Source organism: Streptomyces sp. NPDC038213, from assembly GCF_055600495.1.
Genome location: NZ_JBVJYM010000018.1, coordinates 21,422 through 40,927 on the forward strand (window position 1 = coordinate 21,422; position 19,506 = coordinate 40,927).

The 19,506-nt window shown below is 75.3% G+C and carries 19 protein-coding genes and 1 tRNA gene; 12 read left to right on the forward strand and 8 right to left on the reverse strand.

Translation table 11 applies throughout. The features are described from left to right. Positions 1–128 precede the first annotated feature (128 nt). Positions 129–213: transfer RNA gene (locus ACZ7JZ_RS23065), tRNA-Leu, on the forward strand. A gap of 143 nt (positions 214–356) precedes the next feature. Here ACZ7JZ_RS23065 and ACZ7JZ_RS23070 read toward each other — a convergent pair. From ACZ7JZ_RS23070 to ACZ7JZ_RS23080, 3 genes are all read right to left on the reverse strand, one after another. Further along, positions 357–1,817 (reverse strand): amino acid permease, encoded by a 1,461-nt coding sequence (locus ACZ7JZ_RS23070; protein ID WP_470942273.1) that lies wholly within the window; start codon positions 1,815–1,817, stop codon positions 357–359. A gap of 193 nt (positions 1,818–2,010) precedes the next feature. Beyond that, positions 2,011–3,606 (reverse strand): APC family permease, encoded by a 1,596-nt coding sequence (locus ACZ7JZ_RS23075; protein ID WP_470942277.1) that lies wholly within the window; start codon positions 3,604–3,606, stop codon positions 2,011–2,013. 43 nt (positions 3,607–3,649) lie between these two features. Further along, positions 3,650–4,591, reverse strand: a complete 942-nt coding sequence (locus ACZ7JZ_RS23080; RefSeq protein WP_470942278.1) for a hypothetical protein — start codon at positions 4,589–4,591, stop codon at positions 3,650–3,652. Between the two features lie 268 nt (positions 4,592–4,859). Between ACZ7JZ_RS23080 and ACZ7JZ_RS23085 the strand changes: the two genes are divergently transcribed. Next, positions 4,860–5,300 (forward strand): ASCH domain-containing protein, encoded by a 441-nt coding sequence (locus tag ACZ7JZ_RS23085; protein WP_470942280.1) that lies wholly within the window; start codon positions 4,860–4,862, stop codon positions 5,298–5,300. 69 nt (positions 5,301–5,369) lie between these two features. Here ACZ7JZ_RS23085 and ACZ7JZ_RS23090 read toward each other — a convergent pair whose 3' ends face one another. Further along, a complete protein-coding gene (locus ACZ7JZ_RS23090) occupies positions 5,370–7,025 on the reverse strand; it encodes an FAD-binding dehydrogenase (protein ID WP_470942285.1) in 1,656 nt (551 codons plus the stop codon). Positions 7,026–7,107: 82 nt separating this feature from the next. On the opposite strand from ACZ7JZ_RS23090, the gene ACZ7JZ_RS23095 reads away from it, so the two are divergent. From ACZ7JZ_RS23095 to ACZ7JZ_RS23120, 6 genes are all read left to right on the forward strand, one after another. After that, complete coding sequence (locus ACZ7JZ_RS23095; RefSeq protein WP_470942288.1) at positions 7,108–7,656, forward strand: NUDIX hydrolase; 549 nt, start codon at positions 7,108–7,110, stop codon at positions 7,654–7,656. A gap of 61 nt (positions 7,657–7,717) precedes the next feature. Then, on the forward strand, positions 7,718–8,113 hold the full coding sequence (locus tag ACZ7JZ_RS23100) for a YidH family protein (RefSeq protein ID WP_470942291.1): 396 nt from the start codon (positions 7,718–7,720) through the stop codon (positions 8,111–8,113). After that, on the forward strand, positions 8,098–8,433 hold the full coding sequence (locus ACZ7JZ_RS23105; RefSeq protein ID WP_470942295.1) for a DUF202 domain-containing protein: 336 nt from the start codon (positions 8,098–8,100) through the stop codon (positions 8,431–8,433). The genes ACZ7JZ_RS23100 and ACZ7JZ_RS23105 overlap by 16 nt, the downstream gene beginning before the upstream one ends. A 146-nt stretch (positions 8,434–8,579) precedes the next feature. Then, positions 8,580–8,876 carry a hypothetical protein gene (locus ACZ7JZ_RS23110; protein ID WP_470942298.1) on the forward strand — a complete coding sequence of 99 codons (297 nt, stop codon included), beginning with the start codon at positions 8,580–8,582 and terminating at the stop codon, positions 8,874–8,876. 168 nt (positions 8,877–9,044) lie between these two features. Beyond that, a complete protein-coding gene (locus ACZ7JZ_RS23115; RefSeq protein WP_470942301.1) occupies positions 9,045–10,082 on the forward strand; it encodes a phosphotransferase family protein in 1,038 nt (345 codons plus the stop codon). A 20-nt stretch (positions 10,083–10,102) separates the two neighbouring features. Then, positions 10,103–11,320 (forward strand): acyl-CoA dehydrogenase family protein, encoded by a 1,218-nt coding sequence (locus tag ACZ7JZ_RS23120; protein WP_470942307.1) that lies wholly within the window; start codon positions 10,103–10,105, stop codon positions 11,318–11,320. A 37-nt stretch (positions 11,321–11,357) separates the two neighbouring features. Here the strand turns inward: ACZ7JZ_RS23120 and ACZ7JZ_RS23125 are convergent, their stop codons facing one another. The 3 genes from ACZ7JZ_RS23125 to ACZ7JZ_RS23135 form a co-directional block, all read right to left on the reverse strand. After that, a complete protein-coding gene (locus ACZ7JZ_RS23125; protein ID WP_470942312.1) occupies positions 11,358–11,951 on the reverse strand; it encodes a TetR/AcrR family transcriptional regulator in 594 nt (197 codons plus the stop codon). 64 nt (positions 11,952–12,015) lie between these two features. Further along, on the reverse strand, positions 12,016–13,863 hold the full coding sequence (locus ACZ7JZ_RS23130; protein ID WP_470942317.1) for a class I adenylate-forming enzyme family protein: 1,848 nt from the start codon (positions 13,861–13,863) through the stop codon (positions 12,016–12,018). Then, positions 13,860–14,624, reverse strand: coding sequence for an SDR family oxidoreductase (locus tag ACZ7JZ_RS23135; protein WP_470942322.1), 765 nt, complete (start codon positions 14,622–14,624; stop codon positions 13,860–13,862). Before ACZ7JZ_RS23135 ends, ACZ7JZ_RS23130 begins: the two co-directional genes overlap by 4 nt. A 179-nt stretch (positions 14,625–14,803) precedes the next feature. On the opposite strand from ACZ7JZ_RS23135, the gene ACZ7JZ_RS23140 reads away from it, so the two are divergent. The 4 genes from ACZ7JZ_RS23140 to ACZ7JZ_RS23155 all read left to right on the forward strand — a co-directional run bounded on the left by ACZ7JZ_RS23140 (position 14,804) and on the right by ACZ7JZ_RS23155 (position 19,061). After that, the gene (locus ACZ7JZ_RS23140) at positions 14,804–16,084 is read left to right on the forward strand and encodes an exo-beta-N-acetylmuramidase NamZ family protein (RefSeq protein WP_470942324.1); all 1,281 of its coding nucleotides are present in this window, start codon (positions 14,804–14,806) and stop codon (positions 16,082–16,084) included. A gap of 135 nt (positions 16,085–16,219) precedes the next feature. Beyond that, on the forward strand, positions 16,220–17,575 hold the full coding sequence (locus ACZ7JZ_RS23145; protein ID WP_470942566.1) for a serine-threonine protein kinase: 1,356 nt from the start codon (positions 16,220–16,222) through the stop codon (positions 17,573–17,575). A gap of 110 nt (positions 17,576–17,685) precedes the next feature. Further along, positions 17,686–18,234, forward strand: coding sequence for a hypothetical protein (locus tag ACZ7JZ_RS23150; RefSeq protein WP_470942327.1), 549 nt, complete (start codon positions 17,686–17,688; stop codon positions 18,232–18,234). Between the two features lie 92 nt (positions 18,235–18,326). Next, positions 18,327–19,061 carry a 3-keto-5-aminohexanoate cleavage protein gene (locus ACZ7JZ_RS23155; protein WP_470942567.1) on the forward strand — a complete coding sequence of 245 codons (735 nt, stop codon included), beginning with the start codon at positions 18,327–18,329 and terminating at the stop codon, positions 19,059–19,061. Here the strand turns inward: ACZ7JZ_RS23155 and soxR are convergent. Then, entirely contained in the window at positions 19,042–19,485 is a 444-nt protein-coding gene (gene soxR / locus ACZ7JZ_RS23160) for a redox-sensitive transcriptional activator SoxR (RefSeq protein WP_470942330.1), read from the reverse strand. The two genes, ACZ7JZ_RS23155 and soxR, sit on opposite strands and share 20 nt — an antisense overlap. Positions 19,486–19,506: the final 21 nt, after the last annotated feature.

The window sequence follows — 19,506 nt, forward strand, 5'->3', positions numbered from 1 at the left end:
CTCGCTCCGGGGACTCCTGTGCCCAAGGCATATCCGAGCCGGTCAGGGGGTGTGATCGGAGCACGCGGAAACCCTGGTAGTGTTCTCTTCGTCGGGGCGGCCCGGAAGGGACGCGAGACAGACACCTAGTCCGGGTGGCGGAATGGCAGACGCGCTAGCTTGAGGTGCTAGTGCCCTTTATCGGGCGTGGGGGTTCAAGTCCCCCCTCGGACACAGATCGGGAACCCCGGCTTCGGCCGGGGTTCCTTTTCGTTGTGCCCGCGGCAGGTAGCGGCGGAGCGGTGAAGGCGAAGGCCCGCGGGCCGGGAGGGGACTCCCGGGCCGCGGGCCTTCGCCGTGCGGTGCCTGCGGGCGGGTCAGGCCCGGTCCTCCGTGCCCGCCGCGATCCGGGCCACCCGGCCGCGGACCAGGAACCAGCCGCCGACCAGGGCCGCGGCGATCAGGGGCAGGAACATGACGGTGGTCCGGCCGACCCCGCCGTCGCACCACATCAGCACCAGCACGGTGGCCAGGAAGCAGAGGGTCACGATCTGCGTGTACGGGGCCCAGGGCAGCCGGTAGCCGGGGCGGGTGACCCGGCCGTCCTGCGCCCGGCGCCAGAAGAGCAGGGAGCAGACCATGACCATGGCCCAGGTGCCGAGGATCCCGATGGAGGCGAGGTTGAGGACGATCTCGAAGGCCTCGCCGGGCATCCAGTAGTTGAGGCCGACTCCGGCGACGCCGAAGGCGGCGGTGAAGAGCACGCCTCCGTAGGGGACCCTGCCCTTGTTCATGCGGGCGGTGAACCGGGGTGCGGAGCCCGCCGTGGCCATGGAGCGCAGGATGCGGCCGGTGGAGTAGAGGCCGGAGTTCAGGCTGGAGAGGGCGGCGGTGAGGACGACCAGGTTCATGATCCCGGCGGTGCCGGGGATGCCGAGCTTGTCGAAGACGGTGACGAAGGGGCTCTGGTCGGCCGAGTAGGCCGTGTACGGGAGCAGCAGGGCGAGGAGCACCACGGAGCCGACGTAGAAGACGCCCACGCGCCACATGATCGAGTTGATCGCCTTGGGCATGATCTTCTCGGGGTTCTCGGTCTCGCCCGCGGCGACCCCGCACAGCTCCACGGAGGCGTAGGCGAAGACCACTCCCTGGATGACCAGGAGCATGGGCAGGACGCCGGCGGGGAAGAGGCCGCCGTTGTCGGTGATGGAGGACAGGCCCGGGGTGTGGCCGTCGACGGGGTGGCGGGTCGCGACCAGGTAGATGCCGACGAGGAGGAAGGCGACGAGGGCGCCGACCTTGACGATGGAGAACCAGAACTCCATCTCGCCGAAGTAGCGGACCGAGATCAGGTTCGCGGCGAGGACCACGGAGAGGGCGATCAGGGCCAGGATCCACTGGGGCACGTCGCTGAACATGGCCCAGAAGTGGGCGTAGGTCGCGGCGGCGGTGATGTCGGCCACGGTGGTCGTGGACCAGTTGAGGAAGTACAGCCAGCCGGCCGTGTAGGCGCCCTTCTCGCCCATGAACTCGCGGGCGTAGCTGACGAAGGCGCCGGAGGAGGGGCGGTAGAGGACGAGCTCGCCGAGGGCCCGGACGACGAAGAAGGCGAAGACCCCGCAGACCGCGTACGCGAGGGCGAGGGAGGGTCCGGCGCCGGCCAGGCGGCCGCCCGCGCCGAGGAAGAGGCCGGTGCCTATCGCCCCGCCGATGGCGATCATGTTGATGTGGCGGGACTTGAGGTCCTTGCTGTAGCCCTCGTCACCGGCGTCGACGTGCGGGGACGCCTGGGCGGGGGCCGGGGTCCGGCCGGCCTCGGTCAGGGTGCGGTCACTCATGCGGTGCTTCGCCTTCGGGTGTGGGACAGGCACGTCCGGACGGGCGTGGATTTCGGCCCCAAGGAGACCATGAGGGTACGGATCATCCAAAACGGGCTGTTCGGATGCTGTTCGGGTGCTGTGCACCTCCTGTATGCCAAAAGCCCCGGCTCCCCCGATAAGGGGTGCCGGGGCCGGTGGAGCGGGGTGCGGGTCAGCGGAGTCCGGAGGCCGTGCCCGCGGTCTCGGCGCCGTGCGCGCCGTCTGCGGTGTCCGCGGCGGCATCTGCGGCCTGGTCGAGGCGGAAGGCCTCGTTCCCGAGTCCGATGCGGGCGTGCGCCTCGGGGCGGGTGCGGCGCAGGACGGCGCCGAGGACCAGGCCGGTCGCGGCGGCCGCGGCGATGATGCCGGGCAGCACCCAGCTGAGGGCGGACCCGGGACCCGCGCCGACGAGCACGTCGAAGTCCTTGACCGTGTAGACGGCGATGCCGAGGAGGGCGAGGCCCGCGAGGCCGGCGGCGAGGAGCCGCCAGATCTGGGCGGCGGCCGCGCCCCGGCGGACGAAGAAGGCGATGACGGCGAAGGAGGCGGTGGCCATGAGCAGGATCACGCCGAGGGCGCCGACGTTGCCCATCCAGGTGAAGAGCTGGAGGACGGGGGTGGTGGGGTCGCCGACGGGCTTGTCGTCGGTGAGGGCGAAGGCGGCGACGACCGCGGCGGCGACGACCGTCTGCAGCAGGGAGCCGGTGGCGGGGGCTCCGCTGCCGGGGTTGGTGCGGCCGAAGGCGGCGGGCAGCAGTCCCTCGCGGCCCATGGCGAAGGCGTAGCGGGCGACGACGTTGTGGAAGCTGAGCATGGCGGCGAACATGCCGGTCACGAACAGGATGTGCAGGACGTCGGTGAAGGTGGAGCCGAGGCGGCTCTCGGTGAGCTCGAAGAGGAGGCCGGGGCCGGCCTTGGCGGCGCTGTCGACGATGGCGCCGGGGCCGGTGGCCACGGTCAGCGCCCAGGAGCTGAAGGCGAAGAAGAGGGCGGCGAAGCCCACGGCGAGGAACATGACGCGGGAGACCACGATGTGCGGGCGGCTGGTCTCCTCGGCGTAGACGGGCGACTGCTCGAAGCCGACGAAGGCGGCGATGCAGAAGCACAGGGCGGTGCCGAGGCCGGCGCCGGTGAGGGTCTCGGGGTTGAAGGCCTGGAGGGAGAGGCCCTCGCTGCCGGGCTGGGAGACGGCCGCGACGTCGAAGACGACGACGAGCACGCACTCGATGAGGAGGAGGACGCCGAGCACCCGGGCGTTCAGGTCGATCTTGAGCCAGCCGAGGGCGCCGGTGAGGGCGACGGCGGCCAGGGCGGGTATCCACCAGGCGACCTCTGTGTCGAGGTAGACCTTGAAGAGGGTGGAGACCTCGAAGCCGAGGATGCCGTACACGCCGACCTGCATGGCGCTGTAGGCGACGAGGGCGACGAGGGAGGCGCCGGCTCCGGCGGTGGGGCCGAGTCCGCGGGCGATGTAGGCGTAGAAGGCGCCGGCGTTGTGGACGTGGCGGCTCATCTCGGCGTACCCGACGCTGAAGAGCGCGAGGACCACGGCGAGGATCACGAAGAGGAGCGGCTGTCCGACCACGCCCATGACGGCGAAGGTGGTGGGCATGACCCCCGCGACCACCATCAGGGGGGCGTTGGCGGCGAGTACGGACAGGAGCAGGCCCGCGGTGCCGAGGCGGCCGGCGCGCAGGGCCCGGTCCTCGCCTTTGTACGTGCGGATCTCGGCCGTACCGCTGAGCGTGGTGGAACTGCCCGACGTCATGGCGGGTGGTCCTTTCGGGGAGGGTCCGGCGGCGGCCGGGCGGTCAGGCGGAGCCGAGCGCGGCGGTGCGCGCGGCGAGGAAGGCCTTGTGCGGGTCCCGGTCCGGATAGGACCAGGGGGCGGGGGTGGCGTGCCTTCCGATGCGGTGGAAGAGCGCGGCGGCCTCGGCGGGGCGGCCCTCGCAGAGTTTCGCGTGGGCGAGGAAGTTGAGGTCGATGCGGTTGCGCGGGTGGTCCTCGCGCTCCCATTCGAGCCACCAGTCGAAGGCGGAGCGCAGCACCTGGCGGGCGCGCCGGCCGGACCAGTGGTCGCCGGGGCCGGGGGCGCGGCCCGCGGCGGCGAGGACGCGGTAGCGCTCGGCGTGGGCGATGACGGGGAGTACGGCGAGCGGGGAGTCGGCCGGGGCCTCCTCGGCGGCCCAGGCGGCGAAGTCGTAGACCTCGTGGAGCGGGTCGTGGCCGGAGGCGGGGGCGCCTTCGGCGAGGCGGGCGACCATGAGGTGGTGGGCGTGGTGGTGGTCCTGGTGCCGGGCGCGGACCTGGTCGAAGTGGCGGCCGAACTCCTCGTCGCTGCCGAGTCCGCCGGACAGGAGCAGCAGGCCGAGCCAGGGGGTGGGGTCGGCGGGCAGCCGGGCGGCGGCGCTGCGGCAGGCCTCCTCGGCCTCTTCCGGCTTGGCCTTGCGGCGCAGGGCGGCGAAGACGGTGGCGCAGGCGAGGAGGGTGGCGGCGTCGGCGCTGTCGGGTTCGGCGAGGAGCCACTCGCGGGTCCATGCGGTGGCGGCGGGGGCCTGGGCGAGGACGGTGATGCGGTGGCCGCGGCGGTCCCAGTCGTCTGCGGTGGCGGCGAGCAGGGTGCGGGCGCTGGCCCACCGGCCCTGGGTGAACTGGGATCGCACGTCGATCAGTTCGGTGTCGCAGAGCGCCGGGTCGAAGAACTGGGCGTCCTTCTTGCGGGAGCGGCCGAGAGGCGGCGGAGGCGGGGACATCCGCGGGACTTCCCTCCAGGGCGCGGTTCGTGGGGCCGGTGGCGTCCGGGGGCGGGGCCGGCGCCGGACGGCATCCGAATGATCACGCACAGCAAAGCGGTAGGGATTGCTCCGAGTCAAGGTCTGGTCCACAGGGTGGCGCGTTTGCAACTGGTGCGAAATGGCGACCAGTTGGGGCACTCCGGCCGGTCGGGGCCGGGATCGGGCCACGGCGGGCGGGCGGTAAATGGGATGCGGGCGGTGCGGGGGTGGCGGTTACGGTGGCGGGATGAGCTCCCACGACTCCCTGCCGCCGTTCCTGCTGGGCTTCCCCGGCCCCCTGCGCGACCAGCTGGTGGCCGCCACCCTGAGCGGGGCGAAGACCAGCACGACGGGGCTGCTCGCCGAGTACGAGGCGGAGGGGGAGCCGCTCCCCCGGCCCGGGGACCGCTCGGTGGTGCTGGACTCGGACGGGCGGCCGGTGGCCGTGGTGGAGGTGACGGGGGTGGAGGTGCTGCGCCTCGGCGAGGTCGGATTGCAGCACGCCCTGGACGAGGGCGAAGGTTACGCGTCAGTGGCCGAATGGCGTACGGGGCACGAGGAGTTCTGGCACAGCGCGCAGATGCGGGAGGCCCTCGGTGACCCGGGGTTCACGGTCGGCGACGACACGATGGTCGTCGCCGAGCGCTACCGGGTCGTCGAGCGGCTGGATCCGGCGCCGGTTGCGTAGGCCGGTCCCCTGCGCCGGTCCCGTACGCGGGTCCCGTACGCCGTCGCCGTACGCCGGTCCCGTACGCCGTCAGGCGGTGGCGCGGGCCGCCGCCCGCCCCGCGGCGCGCCCCGAGAAGAGGCACCCGCCGAGGAAGGTGCCCTCCAGGGCGCGGTAGCCGTGCACGCCGCCGCCGCCGAACCCGGCCGCCTCCCCCGCCGCGTACAGCCCCGGCAGCGGGGCGCCGTCCCCGCCCATGACGCGGGAGTCGAGGTCGGTCTCCAGTCCGCCCAGGGACTTGCGGGTGAGGATGTTGAGGCGGACGGCGATCAGGGGGCCGGCGGCGGGGTCGAGGATGCGGTGCGGGGCGGCGGTGCGGATCAGCCGGTCGCCGAGGTACCGGCGGGCCCCGTGGATCGCGGTGACCTGGAGGTCCTTGGTGAAGGGGTTGACGACCTCGCGGTCGCGGGCGGTGATCTCGCGGCGCAGCTCCGCCTCGTCGATCAGGTCCTCCTTGGTGATCGCGTTCATGCCGCGGACCAGGGCGCCGAGGTCGCGCTCGACGACGAAGTCCGCGCCCTTGTCCATGAAGGCCCGGACGGGCCCGGGGACGGCCTGGCGGGCGCGGGTGAGGACGTCGCGCACGGACTTGCCGGTCAGGTCCGGGTTCTGCTCGGAGCCGGAGAGGGCGAACTCCTTGCCGATGATCCGCTGGTTGAGCACGAACCAGGTGTGCCCGTGGCCGGAGCGGGCGATGTGCTCCAGGGTGCCGAGGGTGTCGAACCCGGGGAAGAGCGGTACGGGCAGCCGCTTGCCGGTGGCGTCGAACCACAGGGACGAGGGGCCGGGCAGGATGCGGATGCCGTGGCGGGCCCAGACGGGGTTCCAGTTCTCGATGCCCTCGGTGTAGTGCCACATGCGGTCGCGGTTGATGTGCCGGGCGCCCGCGGCCTCGGCGATGCCGAGCATCAGGCCGTCGACGTGGGCGGGGACTCCGGAGAGCAGCCGGGCGGGCGGGCTGCCGAGCCGGGCGGGCCACTGCTTGCGGACGAGCTCGTGGTTGCCGCCGATGCCCCCGGAGGTGACGATCACGGCCTGGGCCCGCAGTTCGAAGGTGCCGGCGGTCTCCCGGCTGGAGGCGGCTCCGCGTACCGCGTCGGAGGGGACGAGGACCTCGCCGGTGACGGTGTCCAGGTCGCCCGCGCTGCGGGACAGCCCGGTGACCCGGTGCCGGAACCGCAGGTCGACGAGGCCGCGGTCCGCACCCGCGCGCACCCGGCGCGCGAAGGGCTCGACGAGCCCGGGGCCGGTGCCCCAGGTGATGTGGAAGCGGGGCACGGAGTTGCCGTGGCCGCCCGCGTCGTAGCCGCCGCGCTCGGCCCAGCCGACCACGGGGAAGAACCGCACCCCCTGGGCGTGCAGCCAGGGCCGCTTCTCGCCGGCGGCGAAGTCCACGTACGCCTCGGCCCAGCGGCGCGGCCAGGAGTCCTCGGGGCGGTCGAAGCCGGCGGTGCCGGACCAGTCCTGGAGGGCCAGCTCGCGGCTGTCCTTGATGCGCATCCGGCGCTGTTCGGGCGAGTCCACGAAGAAGAGCCCGCCGAAGGACCAGTGGGCCTGGCCCCCGAGGGACTGCTCGGGCTCCTGGTCGAGCAGGATGACCCTGCGGCCCGCGTCCACGAGCTCGGCGGTGGCCGCGAGCCCCGCGAGCCCGGCCCCGATCACGATCACGTCTGCGTCGTACGCCATGCGTTCCCGTCCTCCGTCGCTGGTGGCACCGATCCTGGCTACGCGGCGGTAACCAGTCAACAGTCGAGCGGAGGAGATCCCGATGGAGTCAGAGGTCCCGGCGGAGTCCGGAGCGCCGTGGAGTGCGGCCGACGAGGTGCTGGACGTGGTGGACCGCGGGGACCGGGTGACCGGGCGGGCGACGCGCGGCGAGGTGTACGCCCGGGGGCTGCTGCACCGGTGCGTGTTCGTGCTGGCCAGGGACGGGGAGGGGCGGGTCTTCGTACACCGGCGGACCGCCTCCAAGCTGGTGTTCCCCTCCCGGTACGACATGTTCGTGGGCGGGGTGGTCGGGGCCGGGGAGGAGTGCTCCGCTGCCGCGCTGCGGGAGGCCTCGGAGGAGCTGGGGGTGTCCGGGCTGCCGCAGCCCGAGCCCCTGTTCACGTTCCTGTACGAGGGCGAGGGCGGGTCCTGGTGGTCGTACGTGTACGAGGTGCGCTGCACCCTGCCGGTCTCCCCGCAGGTCTCGGAGGTGGCCTGGTACGCGTTCGTGGACGGGGCGGAGCTGGAGCGGCGGCTGGCGGAGTGGGACTGGGTGCCCGACGGGCTGGAGGCCTACCGGCGGCTGCGGGAGTGGCGGGCACAGGCCTAGGCCGGCCCTTCGGCGAGGCCCCTGAGCAGCCGTTTCGGCCGGTGCGGCTTACATTGCACTGGTGATCGAGTTCGTGAAGGACGTTCGGCTGTGGTTCGCGCCGCAGGAGCTGCGCGGGGAGGGCGAGACGCCCGACTACCGCTTCAGCCTGGCCAACGAGCGTACGTTCCTGGCCTGGGTGCGCACGGCGCTGGCGCTGGTGGGCGGCGGGTTCGCGGTGGACCAGTTCCTGCCGGACCTGCGGTGGGGCGTGCGGGTCGGGATGGCGCTGGTGCTCCTGGCGGTCGGGGCGCTGTGCGCGCTGCGGGCGGTCAACCACTGGGTGCGCTGCGAGCGGGCCATGCGGCGCGGGGAGGACCTGCCGGTCTCGCGGTTTCCCGCGGTGCTGGCGATCGGGGTCGGGCTGGTGGCCGTGGCGATGGTGCTGGTGGTGCTGTTCGGGTGGACCGAGGGGTGAGCGGGGGCGGGGCGGCCGGGCGCGACCCCGGGCTCCAGCCGGAGCGCACGCGGCTGGCGTGGCGGCGTACGACGCTGACCGCCACCGTGGTCGCCGTCCTGGCCCTCAAGCAGGCGGCGCGCGGCGGCGGGACGCTCCGGGAGGTCGCGGGCACGGCGCTGGCGGCCGCGCTGTGGGCGGGCTTCCTGTGGGTGGCCCACGGCCGGATCCGGCAGCTCGCGGCGGGCCGGCCGCCGGGACTGGAGCCGCGCGCGGCGGCGGTCCCGGTCACGCTGGTCACCGTGGCGCTGGCGCTCCTGGCGGCCCTGCTGATCGTCTGAGGCGGCGGCAGGCGGCCGTACGGCGCATGACGGGGCGCAGGGGCGCGGGGGGGGGCGCGATGAGCGTGATGAGGCGATGATCCGGAGAACCCGTGCCGTCCCGGCACAACAGGCAATACCGGGGCAGTACGGACTAGCCTCGCTCCATGACGACCCTGCACCAGGAACACTCCGCGCACGAGCACACCCACGGCGAGGCCTGCGGGCACGCGCAGGTGCCGCACGGCGACCACGTCGACTACGCGCACGACGGGCACCTGCACCGGGAGCACGGCGGCCACTGGGACGAGTGCGAGCCCGCCGGCCACGCCGCGCACGCGGACCACGGCCACACCCACGGCGAGGGCTGCGGACACCCGGCGGTCACCCACGGCGACCACCTGGACTACCTGCACGACGGGCACCGGCACGCGGCCCACGACGGCCACTGGGACGACCACTGACCCCTGGTCGAGGCGCAGGACTCCCCCCGGGGTCCTGCCCCGCCGGGCGGCCGGTTCCGGCTGCCCCCTCTGGACGGCATACCGACTGGTCGGCATGATGGGCGGCGAACCTGCCCGCCGCACCCGACCCGGTGCGCGGGCCCGCCGACTGCCGTCCGGAGGTGCGCCATGACGTCCGCGAACCCCGCCCCGCGGGGCCTGGACCCGGGGCGGCTGCGCGCCCGGCTCGACGCGGACCTGCCGGGCCTGGCCGCCGGTCCGCTCTCGGCCCGCCTGATCGAGGGGGGCCGCTCCAACCTGACGTACGAGGTGGGCGACGGCCGCTCGCGCTGGGTGGTGCGGCGGCCGCCGCTGGGGCACGTCCTGGCCACCGCGCACGACATGGCCCGCGAGTACCGGGTGATCGAGGCCCTGTACGGGACCCCGGTGCCGGTGCCGCGGCCGCTGCTGCTGTGCGAGGACGCGGAGGTGCTGGGCGCGCCGTTCTACGTGATGGAGTACGTGGAGGGGGTGCCGTACCGCACGGCCGCGCAGCTCGCGGGGATCGGCCCGGAGCGCACCCGGGCGGCGGTGCTGGGCCTGGTCGACACCCTGGTCGCACTGCACCGGGTGGACCCGCAGGCGGCCGGGCTCGGCGGCTTCGGGCGGCCGGACGGATTCCTGGAGCGCCAGCTGCGGCGCTGGGGCACGCAGCTGGCGGCCTCCCGCGGGCGGGAGCTGCCCGGGATCACGGAGCTGCACGGGGAGCTGGCCCGCACCCTGCCGGACTCCCCCGCCGCCGCGGTGGTGCACGGGGACTTCCGCCTCGACAACGTGCTCCTGGGACCCGACGACACCGTACGGGCCGTACTGGACTGGGAGATGTCCACGCTCGGCGATCCGCTGACCGACCTCGGCCTGCTGGCGATGTACAGCACGGACCTGGGCCTGGCGGACTCGCCGGTGAGCACCGCCAGCGGGGCGCCGGGGCATCCGGACCCGGCCGAGCTGGTGGAGCGGTACGCCGCCCGGTCGGGCCGGGACGTCTCGGGGATCGGCTGGTACACGGCCTTCGCCTGGTTCAAGCTCGCCGTGATCCTGGAGGGCATCCACTACCGCTACACCACCGGCGGGACCGTGGGCGCGGGCTTCGACCGGATCGGCGAGCTGGTCCCGGTGTTCATCGAGCACGGACTCACCACCCTGGGCGCGCACCGCGCACGCTGACCGAAAGGCCGTACCCCATCATGGACTTCGCCCACGACGCGCGGACCGAGGAGCTGCGGGAGCGGCTGCTCGCCTTCATGGACGCGCACGTGTACCCCGCCGAGGCGGTCGCCCACGGGCAGCGGGCGGCGCTCGCCTCCCCCTGGGACACCCCGCCGGTGGTGGAGGAGCTCAAGGAGCGGGCCCGCCGGGAAGGGCTGTGGAACCTCTTCCTCCCGGACCCGGAGCTCGGCGCCGGGCTCACCAACCTCCAGTACGCCCCGCTGGCGGAGATCACCGGCCGCAGCCCGCAGCTGGCCCCCACCGCCCTGAACTGCGCGGCCCCGGACACCGGGAACATGGAGCTGCTGGCGCAGTTCGGCAGCCCCGCGCAGCGCAAGCAGTGGCTGGAGCCGCTGCTGGCCGGCGAGATCCGGTCGGCCTTCGCGATGACGGAGCCCGCGGTGGCCTCCTCGGACGCGGGGAACATCGAGACGCGGATCGAGCGGGACGGCGGAGACTGGGTCGTCACCGGCCGCAAGTGGTTCATCTCCGGGGCCATGAACCCGCTGTGCCGGGTCTTCGTGGTGATGGGCATGACCGACCCGCGGGCCGCCGATCCGCGCCGCCGGCAGTCGATGGTGCTGGTCCCCCGGGACGCGCCGGGGGTGGAGGTCCGGCGGGCCATGAGCGTGTACGGGTACGAGGACCACTCCCACGGCGGCCACGCCGAGGTCGTGTTCGACCGGGTGCGCGTACCGGCGGACTCCCTGGTCGGGGCGGAGGGCGGGGGTTTCGACATCGCCCAGGCCCGGCTGGGACCCGGCCGGATCCACCACTGCATGCGGCTGATCGGCATGGCGGAGCGGGCGATCGAGCTGATGTGCCGCCGGGCCCTGGAGCGCACGGCCTTCGGGAGGCCGCTGGCCGACCAGGGGGTGGTGCGGAACTGGATCGCCGATGCGCGGGTGACGGTGGAGCAGCTGCGGCTGCTGGTGCTCAAGACGGCCTGGCTGATGGACACCGTCGGCAACCGCGGGGCGCACACCGAGATCCAGGCCATCAAGATCGCGACCCCGCGGGCCGTGGTCGACGTACTGGACCGGGCGGTTCAGCTGCACGGAGCCGCGGGGGTCAGCCAGGACACCCCGCTCGCGGAGCTGTGGGCGGCGGCCCGGACCCTGCGGCTGGCGGACGGCCCGGACGAGGTGCACCAGCGGTCGCTGGCACGGCGGGAGCTGGGGAAGTACCGGGGCTGACGGGGGGCCGGGCCGGCTGCGGCGGGTCGGGACCGGGTCAGGGGCGCAGGGACCGCAGGAGCAGGTCGGCGAGGTGGTCGGCGACCTGCTGCGGGCTCAGCTCCCCGTCCGGGCGGTACCAGGCCGACAGGTGGTGGACGGACCCGAAGTGGTAGTCGACGACCAGGTCGGCGGGGGTGGCGGTGGCGAACGCCCCGCTGCGCTGGCCCTCCTCGATCAGGGCCCGGAACCGCTCGTGGTAGCGCCGGCGCTCCGCCCTGACCTGCTTGTACTTCTCGGGGCTGAGCTGGTGCATCGAGCGGAAGAAGATCAGGGCGTCGTCCAGGTTCTCGATGGTGGTCACCACCACGTCGGCGGCCGCGGCCCGCAGCCGCTCCTCGACCGGGGCCCCGGAGCCGGCGATGGCGTCGAGCCGCTCCTGCTGGAGGCGCAGCATGCGCGCGTACACCTCGTGCAGGAGGTCGTCCTTGGAGCCGAAGTAGTGGTACAGGGCGCCCTTGGTGACCCCGGCCGCCTCGACGATCTCCTGTACGGACGTGCGGTCGTAGCCGCGCTCGGCGAACAGCCGGGTGGCGACGGCCATCAGCCGCTGCTGGACCGGGGTCTCCGCGGGGTTGTCGGTTCCTGCCATGGGCGCAGCGCCTCCTGGGTTCGTGGCCGGTGCCGGTCCGGGGATGTGGCCGGCGGCGGCCGGGTCAGCCGCGTTCGCGCAGATCCCTGCGGAGGATCTTCCCACTCGTCGTCTTGGGGAGCACCGGCAGGACCTCCACCTCGCGCGGGTACTTGTACGCGGCCAGCTGCGCGGCGCAGTGCGCGGACAGCTCCCCGGGCCGGACCCGGGCCCCGGGACGCAGGCTCACGTACGCCTTGACGGTCTCCCCGCGGTAGGGGTCGGGGACCCCGACGACGGCGGCCTCGCGGACGGCGGGGTGGGCGTAGAGCACGTCCTCGACCTCGCGCGGCCAGACCTTGAACCCGGAGGCGATGATCACGTCCTTCTTGCGGTCCACGACGTACAGCCAGCCCTGCGGGTCCATGAACCCGACGTCCCCGGTGCGCAGTTCGCCGCCGGGGAAGGCGGCGGCGGTGGCCCCGGGCAGGCCCCAGTAGCCGGTGGCCAGCTGGGGGCCGCGTACGACGATCTCGCCGTACGCCCCGAACGGCACCTCGTACCCCTCGTCGTCCACGATCCGCACCACGGTGTCGGCTCCGGGCACGCCCACGGACAGGGTCCCGGAGGCGGGGTCGACGGGGGCTTCTCGGTGCGGGGGCACGGAGGCGCAGGGGGCGGTGCACTCGGTGAGCCCGTAGCCGTTGCGCAGGTGGATGCCGAGGGTGTCGCGCAGCCGGGCGACCAGGGCGGGGGGCAGCGGGGCGCCGCCGGAGGACAGGATCCGGAAGGACGCGAAGCGGTCGCGGTCCGCGGCGGGGTGGGCGGCCAGGGCCGTGAAGGCGGTGGCGGGGCCGATGGTGTAGGCGGGGCGGTGTTCGAGGAAGGCGTCGAGGACCACCGCCGCGTCGAAGCGGTGGGCGAGGGCGAGGGTGCCGGCGGCGGCGAAGCAGGCGGCGAGCTCGCAGACCAGGCCGGTGATGTGGAACAGCGGGGCGAGGGCGAAGTAGCAGGAACCGTCGGGGAGCGCGTGGGCGGTGCGCTGGCGCTCGGCGTTGTAGGTGAGGGCGCCGTGCGGGTTGACCGCCCCCTTGGGGGTGCCGCTGGTGCCGGAGGTGTAGCTGATGAGCGCGGGGTCGGCGGCGGGCGGGGCGGGCACGCCGGGGGCGGGGTGTCCGGCGCGGGCGGCCGCGGTCAGGTCCCCGGTGTCCGCCGGGACGGGGAGGCGGGGGGCGGTGAACACGCGGGGGTCGTTGCGGGTCTGGAAGTCGTGGGCGCTGGCGGTGAGCACGAGGCGCAGGGGGCGGGTGGCACCTGCCGCGGAATCTCCGTCCGCGGGGGACCCGCTCCCGACGGCCCCGCGCAGGTACGCCTCCCAGGCGTGGTCCTCGCAGACCAGGGCGGCGGCCCCGGAGTCGCGCAGGACGTGCCCGGCCTCGGCCGCCTTGAACATGGGGTTCACGGGGACGGCGACGGCCCCCGCCTTCCATACGGCGAGCAGGGCCAGGGGCAGGTGCGGGGTGTTCTGGAGCATGACGGCCACCCGGTCGCCGGGGCGGACCCCGCGGGCGGCGAACAGGCCGGCGACGGAGTCGGAGAGCGCGTCGGCCTCCCGGTAGGACAGCCGGCCGTCGAAGTAGGCGAGGGCGGTGCGCTCCGGGACGCGGGCGGCGGCGGCGCGGAAGGCGTGCAGCACGCTCGGGGGCGGGCTGACGGGCTCCCGCTGCACCGCGGAGAGCAGCCCGAGCCAGGGCTGCGCCGCGTACGGGGAGCCCTCGGGGGTGCCCGGCCTGGGGGCGGGCGGGACGTCCCCGGCGGTTCCCGGCAGGGCGTCCCCGGCGGTTCCCGGCAGGGGTACGGGCGGGGGGCCGTCCGGGGACCCGGGCGCGGGGCCGGGCGGGGCCGGGGGGCGGCCGGCGCTGGGGGTGGTCATCCGTTCTCCCACTTCTGCTGCAGGTGGTTCATACTGCCCAGCCAGCGTTCGGGGTCGGTCGCCCGGGTCGCGTAGTAGGCGGCGGCCTCGGGGTGCGGGAGGATCAGGAAGCGGCCCTCGGCGATCCCGGCGAGCAGGGCGTCGGCCACCGCGCCGGGCTCGATCGCGGTGGGGGCGAGGACGAGTGCGCCCGCGCTGCCGGCCGCGGTCAGCATGTCGGTGCGCACGCCCTGCGGGCAGACGGCGTGGACGTCGATCCCCCGGTGGCGGTAGGTGAGGGAGAGCCATTCGGCGAAGGCCAGGGCCCCGTGCTTGGTGACGCTGTAGGGGGCGGCGCCGATCATGGTGAGCAGTCCGGCGGCGGAGACGGTGGACACGAAGCGGCCGCGGCCGCGCTCCAGCCAGTGCGGCAGCAGGGCGCGGGCGGCGCGGACGTGGGCCATGACGTTGGTGTCCCAGGCCTGCTCCCAGACCTCCTCGGCGGCGAAGGCGTCCCCGGGGGCGCCGACCCCGGCGTTGGCGCAGTACACGTCCACCGTGCCGCCGAGCGCCTCCCGGGCCCGCTCCGCGACCTCCGAGGCGTCCCCGGGCAGGGCCGTGGCGGCTGCGCCGATCTCCCGGGCCACGGCCGCCGCCCGGTCCGCGTCGAGGTCGTTGACCACGACCCGGGCGCCCTCGGCGGCGAACCGGCGGGCGAGTGCGGCGCCGATGCCGCCGCCCGCGCCCGTCACGACGATGCCCTGCCCCTGGTACGCGCCCATGGTGGTCCCCTCCTGCCGGCCGGCGGCCGGGTCGCCTCGTACGTCCGCTCGTACGTCTGGAACAGCAGCAGACTAACCGGTCGGTATGTGGGGCGGCAGGGGGCCGGACGGGGCGGCTGCGGGGCTGCCGCGGCCGGGCCGCCCCGTTCCGCGGCCCCCCGCGGCCTAGCGTGGGCCGCATGAGCCTGTCGCGACGCGGACTGCTGGGACTGACGGGGGCGGCGGGGGCCGCCGGGGCGCTGGGGGCCGCGGGCCCGGCCGGGGCGGCGGGGGCCCCGGGGCGGGCCGCCGCGGCTGCCGGGCGCCGGCCCGGGCGGGTGCGGACGGGGTTCGAGCGGCTGGCCGCGGGCGGGTACGCCGAACTGGCCGGCCGGCGCGTGGGCCTGGTCACCAACCCCACCGGCATCACCGCCGACGGCCGGCACCTCGTGGACGTCATGCACGCCGACCCCCGGGTCGCGCTGGCGGCGGTGTTCGGACCCGAGCACGGCTTCCGGGGCACCGCGCAGGCGGGCGGTTCGGAGGGCGCGGCCGAGGACCCGGCCACCGGGCTGCCGGTGTACGACGTGTACGGGCTCAGCGGGCAGGCGCTCGCCGCGGTGTTCGCATCCTCCGGGGTGGACACGCTGGTCTTCGACATCCAGGACGTGGGCGCGCGCTTCTACACGTACATCTGGACCCTGTACGACTGCCTGGAGGCGGCCGCGCTCGCCGGGGTCCCGGTCGTGGTGCTGGACCGGCCCAATCCGGTGGGCGGCCGGCGGGCCTCGGGGCCGGTGCTGGACCCGGCGTACGCGAGCTTCGTCGGGCGGGTGCCGATCGCGCAGAGCCACGGTATGACGGCGGGCGAGCTGGCGCTGCTCTTCCGCGGGGAGTTCCCGGCGGCCGCGGCGGAGCTGCGGGTGGTGCGCATGGGCGGCTGGCGGCGGGAGATGTTCTTCGAGGCCACGGGGCTGCCGTGGGTGCCGCCGAGCCCCAACATGCCGACCCCGGACACGGCCCTCGCGTACGCCGGCACCTGCCTGTTCGAGGGGACGAACCTCTCCGAGGGGCGGGGGACGACCCGGCCCTTCGAACTGCTGGGCGCCGAGGGCGTCGACCGGTCGTGGGCGGCGGCCGCGGACGGGCTCGGGCTGCCGGGGGTGTGGGTTCGGGAGGCCCGCTTCAGCCCGGTCTTCTCGAAGTTCGCGGGCCGGGCGGTGGGCGGGGTGCGGCTGCTGGTCCACGACCGCGGGGCCTTCGACCCGGTGCTGACCGGGATCGGGCTGCTGGTGACCGCCCGGCAGAGCTGGTCCGGCTTCGCCTGGCGGCCGGACCGGTGGATCGACAAGCTGACCGGCTCGGACCGGGTGCGGACCCTGATCGGGGAGGGCGCGGGCCCGGCGGAGGTGGCGGAGGACTGGCGGCCGGGGCTGGAGCGGTTCGCTGCCGTGCGGGAGCGGTACCTGCTGTACCCGTGAGGAGGCGCGTACCGCGTGCGTCCCCGGGGAGGCGGGCGCCTCCGCGAGGAGACCGTGCCGGACGTCTGGCCGGGCGGGCCGGGCAGCGGGATGCTGGTCCCGCCGGTGCGGTGCTGCCTCGACGGAGGGGACGTCATGTCGGGTGTGGGTGCAGGGGTGGGCGTGGGGCCCTACCAGGAGCTGACCTTCGACGCGGACGGGGACGCGGACGCGGCCCAGCGGGCCGCGCTGCTGCGCATGGAGGCGACGGACCTGCTGGTCTTCTCGCACGGCTGGAACAGCGACCGCTCGGCCGCGACCCGGCTGTACGGCCGCTTCTTCGCCCCCTTCCCGGCCCTGGCCGGGCCCGGGGTGCGGCTCGGGTACGCCGGTGTGGTGTGGCCCTCGATGCGGTTCTCGGACGAGCCGGTACCCGATTTCGACTCCCCCGGGCTGCTGCCCGCCCCGGCGGCGGCCGGGTCGGCGGTGGACGCGGCGACCCGGGCCGGGCTGGACGCCCTCTGGCCGGACCGGGAGCGGGAGTTGGACCGGGTCTGCGAACTGCTGCGGCTGCGGCCGGAGTCGGCGGAGGCCTTCGCCGAGTTCGGGGCGCTGGTCCGGGTGCTGGCGGGCGTACCGGAAGGGGACGGGACCCCGCCGGCCGCGACAGCGGCGGCGTCCGGGGGCGGCGCTGCGGAACCCGTTCCGCTGATGTTCGGGCCCGATACGGCGGCCGTGTGCGCCGAGTTCGCCGACGCCCTCGACGCGGCGGGCGGCGGGACGGGCGCGGCGGGCGGCGGGCCCGCGGGCGGGGCGGCCCCCGCACTGTCCCTGCCCCGCCCCCTCGGCCGGCTCTGGAACGGCGGCAAGGAGCTGCTGCGCCAGACCACGTACTACGCGATGAAGAAGCGCGCCGGGCACATCGGGGAGCACGGGCTCGGGCCGGTGCTCGCGGAGCTGGCCCGGTCCCGCCCGAGCCTGCGCGTCCACCTGGTCGGGCACAGCTTCGGGGCCCGCCTGGTCTCCTTCGCGCTGCGCGGGCTGCCGCCGCGCGGCCCCCGGACCACCGTGGCCTCGCTGACGCTCCTTCAGGGCGCCTTCTCGCACTACGCGTTCGCCGACGCCCTGCCGCACGAGAAGGGGCGCGGCGGGGCGCTGCGCGGGCTCCAGGCGCGGGTCGCGGGGCCGGTGGTGGCCTGCCACTCGCGGCACGACTCCGCACTGGGGGTGTTCTACCCGATGGCCTCCCGGCTGGCCCGGGACTCCGCGGGGCTGGCGGGCTTCGACGCCCGCTGGGGGGCGGTGGGGCACGACGGGTTCAAGGCCGTTCCGGGGGCGGTGCGGCTGACGCTGGAGGCGGCGCTGCGCGACGGGCTGCCGGACGCGGGCTGCGTGAGCGTGGACGCGGCCTCCGTGGTGAGGCGCGGCGGGGCGCCCTCGGGGGCGCACGGCGACATCTGCCACGAGGAGCTTGCGCGGGTCGTCGCCGCGGCGGGTCGGCTGGGGCGCTGATGTCCCCCGCGTGCCCCGGATGCCCTCCCGCGGGCTCCCGGACGCCCCCGGGGCCGCCGCATGTCCGCGTTCCGCCCCGGGCATGTCCGTGCGAGGGAGGTGGCGGTGCGATGGCAGGATTCCGGAGTCTCGCGGGGCAGGTGCGCGACGCGGACAACGACCGTGCGCTACGGCGCCATTCCCTGCGCCGGTGCCTGGAGCGGTTCGCGCCGTACGGGCACCGGGCGACCTGGTGGCACCTGTGCGACCGGCACGGCATCGGCCCCGAGGACCGGGCGGCCGACCCCCTGCTGCTGGTGGCCGCGCTGGACGAGCTGGAGGATGCGCGGGCGGTCTGGCTGGCGTACGGGCGGCAGTTCGCGGAGCGGCGGCGGCGCGAGAAGCACCACGGCCTGAGACGGCCCGAGTGGGCGTGGAGCGGGGAGGCGACGGTGGTCCGCTGCGCCGACCCGGGGGTGCGTCCCGACGGGGCCCTGGGCGAGGTGCTGCGGCGCCTGGTGCGGGCCCTGGAGGCGGACTGCCCGGGGACGGGCTGCCCGGTGTGCGGGGAGTCGGAGCTGTTGTGGCTGGCGCGGCCGGGGGCGCGGCCGTGGTACGGGCCGGTCTGCCCGGGCTGCGGGATCCTCGTGCCCCGCCCGGCGCTGGCGGCCTCCGCGTGAGCGGGGGCGGGTGCGTGAGCGGGGGCGGGGACGGGCCGGGTGCGGCGGCGCCCGCGTTACGGGGCCCGGCCGGGCCGTTCGTACAGGCGGCGCTGAACGGGACGCGGACGGCTGCGGACGGGCGGGCGGTGCCCCTGACCCCGCAGGACCTGGCCGCGGAGGCGGTGCGGGCGGTGGCGGCCGGGGCGGCCGAGGTGCACCTGCTGCCGCGGACCCCGTGCGGGCGGGGCAGCCTGTCGCCGCGGGTGGTCGGACCGGCGCTGGAGGCGGTGCGGGCGGCGGTGCGGGTGCCGGTGGGGATCCCGGCCGAGGTGGCGGCGGAGCCGGGGGTGGCGCACCGGCTGGAGCGGGTGCGCACGTGGGACGTGCTGCCGGACCTGGTGGCGGTGGACTTCGCGGGGCCGGGGGCGGCGCTGCTCGCGGAGGTGCTGCTGGCGCGGGGCGTGGCGGTGGAGGCGGTGGTGCGGGCGGGCACCCCGGCGGTGGTGGAGTTCCTGGGGGACCGGGTCGGGCGGCGGGTGCTGCGGGTGGTCGCCGAGGTGCCCGACTCGGATCCGGCGACCGCCCCGCGGGCGGCGCGGGAGCTGCTGGCGGCCCTGGGTGCGGCCCACGGCCGGCCGGTTCTGCTGCACGGCCGCGACGGCGGTTCCTGGCCGGTGCTGGAGCTGGCGGCGCGGCTGGGGCTGGGCACCCGGACCGGCCTGGGCGACGTACTGCTGCTGCCGGACGGCCGCCCGGCGGGGTCGAACGGGCAGCTGGTGGCGGGGGCCGCGGCTCAGCTGGCGCAGGCCCGGCGGTCCCCGGACCTCACAGGCGGGAGCCGGTGAGCTCGCGGCCGAAGGCGTCGTCCGGGTTGGACAGCACGCAGGTCGACAGGGAGAGGCAGCCGCAGCCGATGCAGTCGGTCAGGTGGTCGCGCAGCCGCCCCAACTGCTGGATGCGCTGGTCCAGTTCCGAGCGCCAGGCCTCGGAGAGCAGGGCCCAGTCCTCGCGGGTGGGGGTGCGGCCCTCGGGGAGCTTCGCCAGGGCCTCGCCGATGGTGGCCAGGGGGATGCCCACGCGCTGGGCGGCGCGGATGAAGGCCACGCGGCGGAGGGTGTCGCGGGCGTAGCGGCGCTGGTTGCCGCTGGTGCGGCGGCTGGCGATCAGGCCCTTGGCCTCGTAGAAGTGGAGGGCGGAGACGGCGGCCCCGCTGCGGGCGGAGAGCTGGCCCACCGTGAGTTCGTGGATCTTCTCTGGGATCTGCGGCACGACCCGAGGGTAATCGGGGCG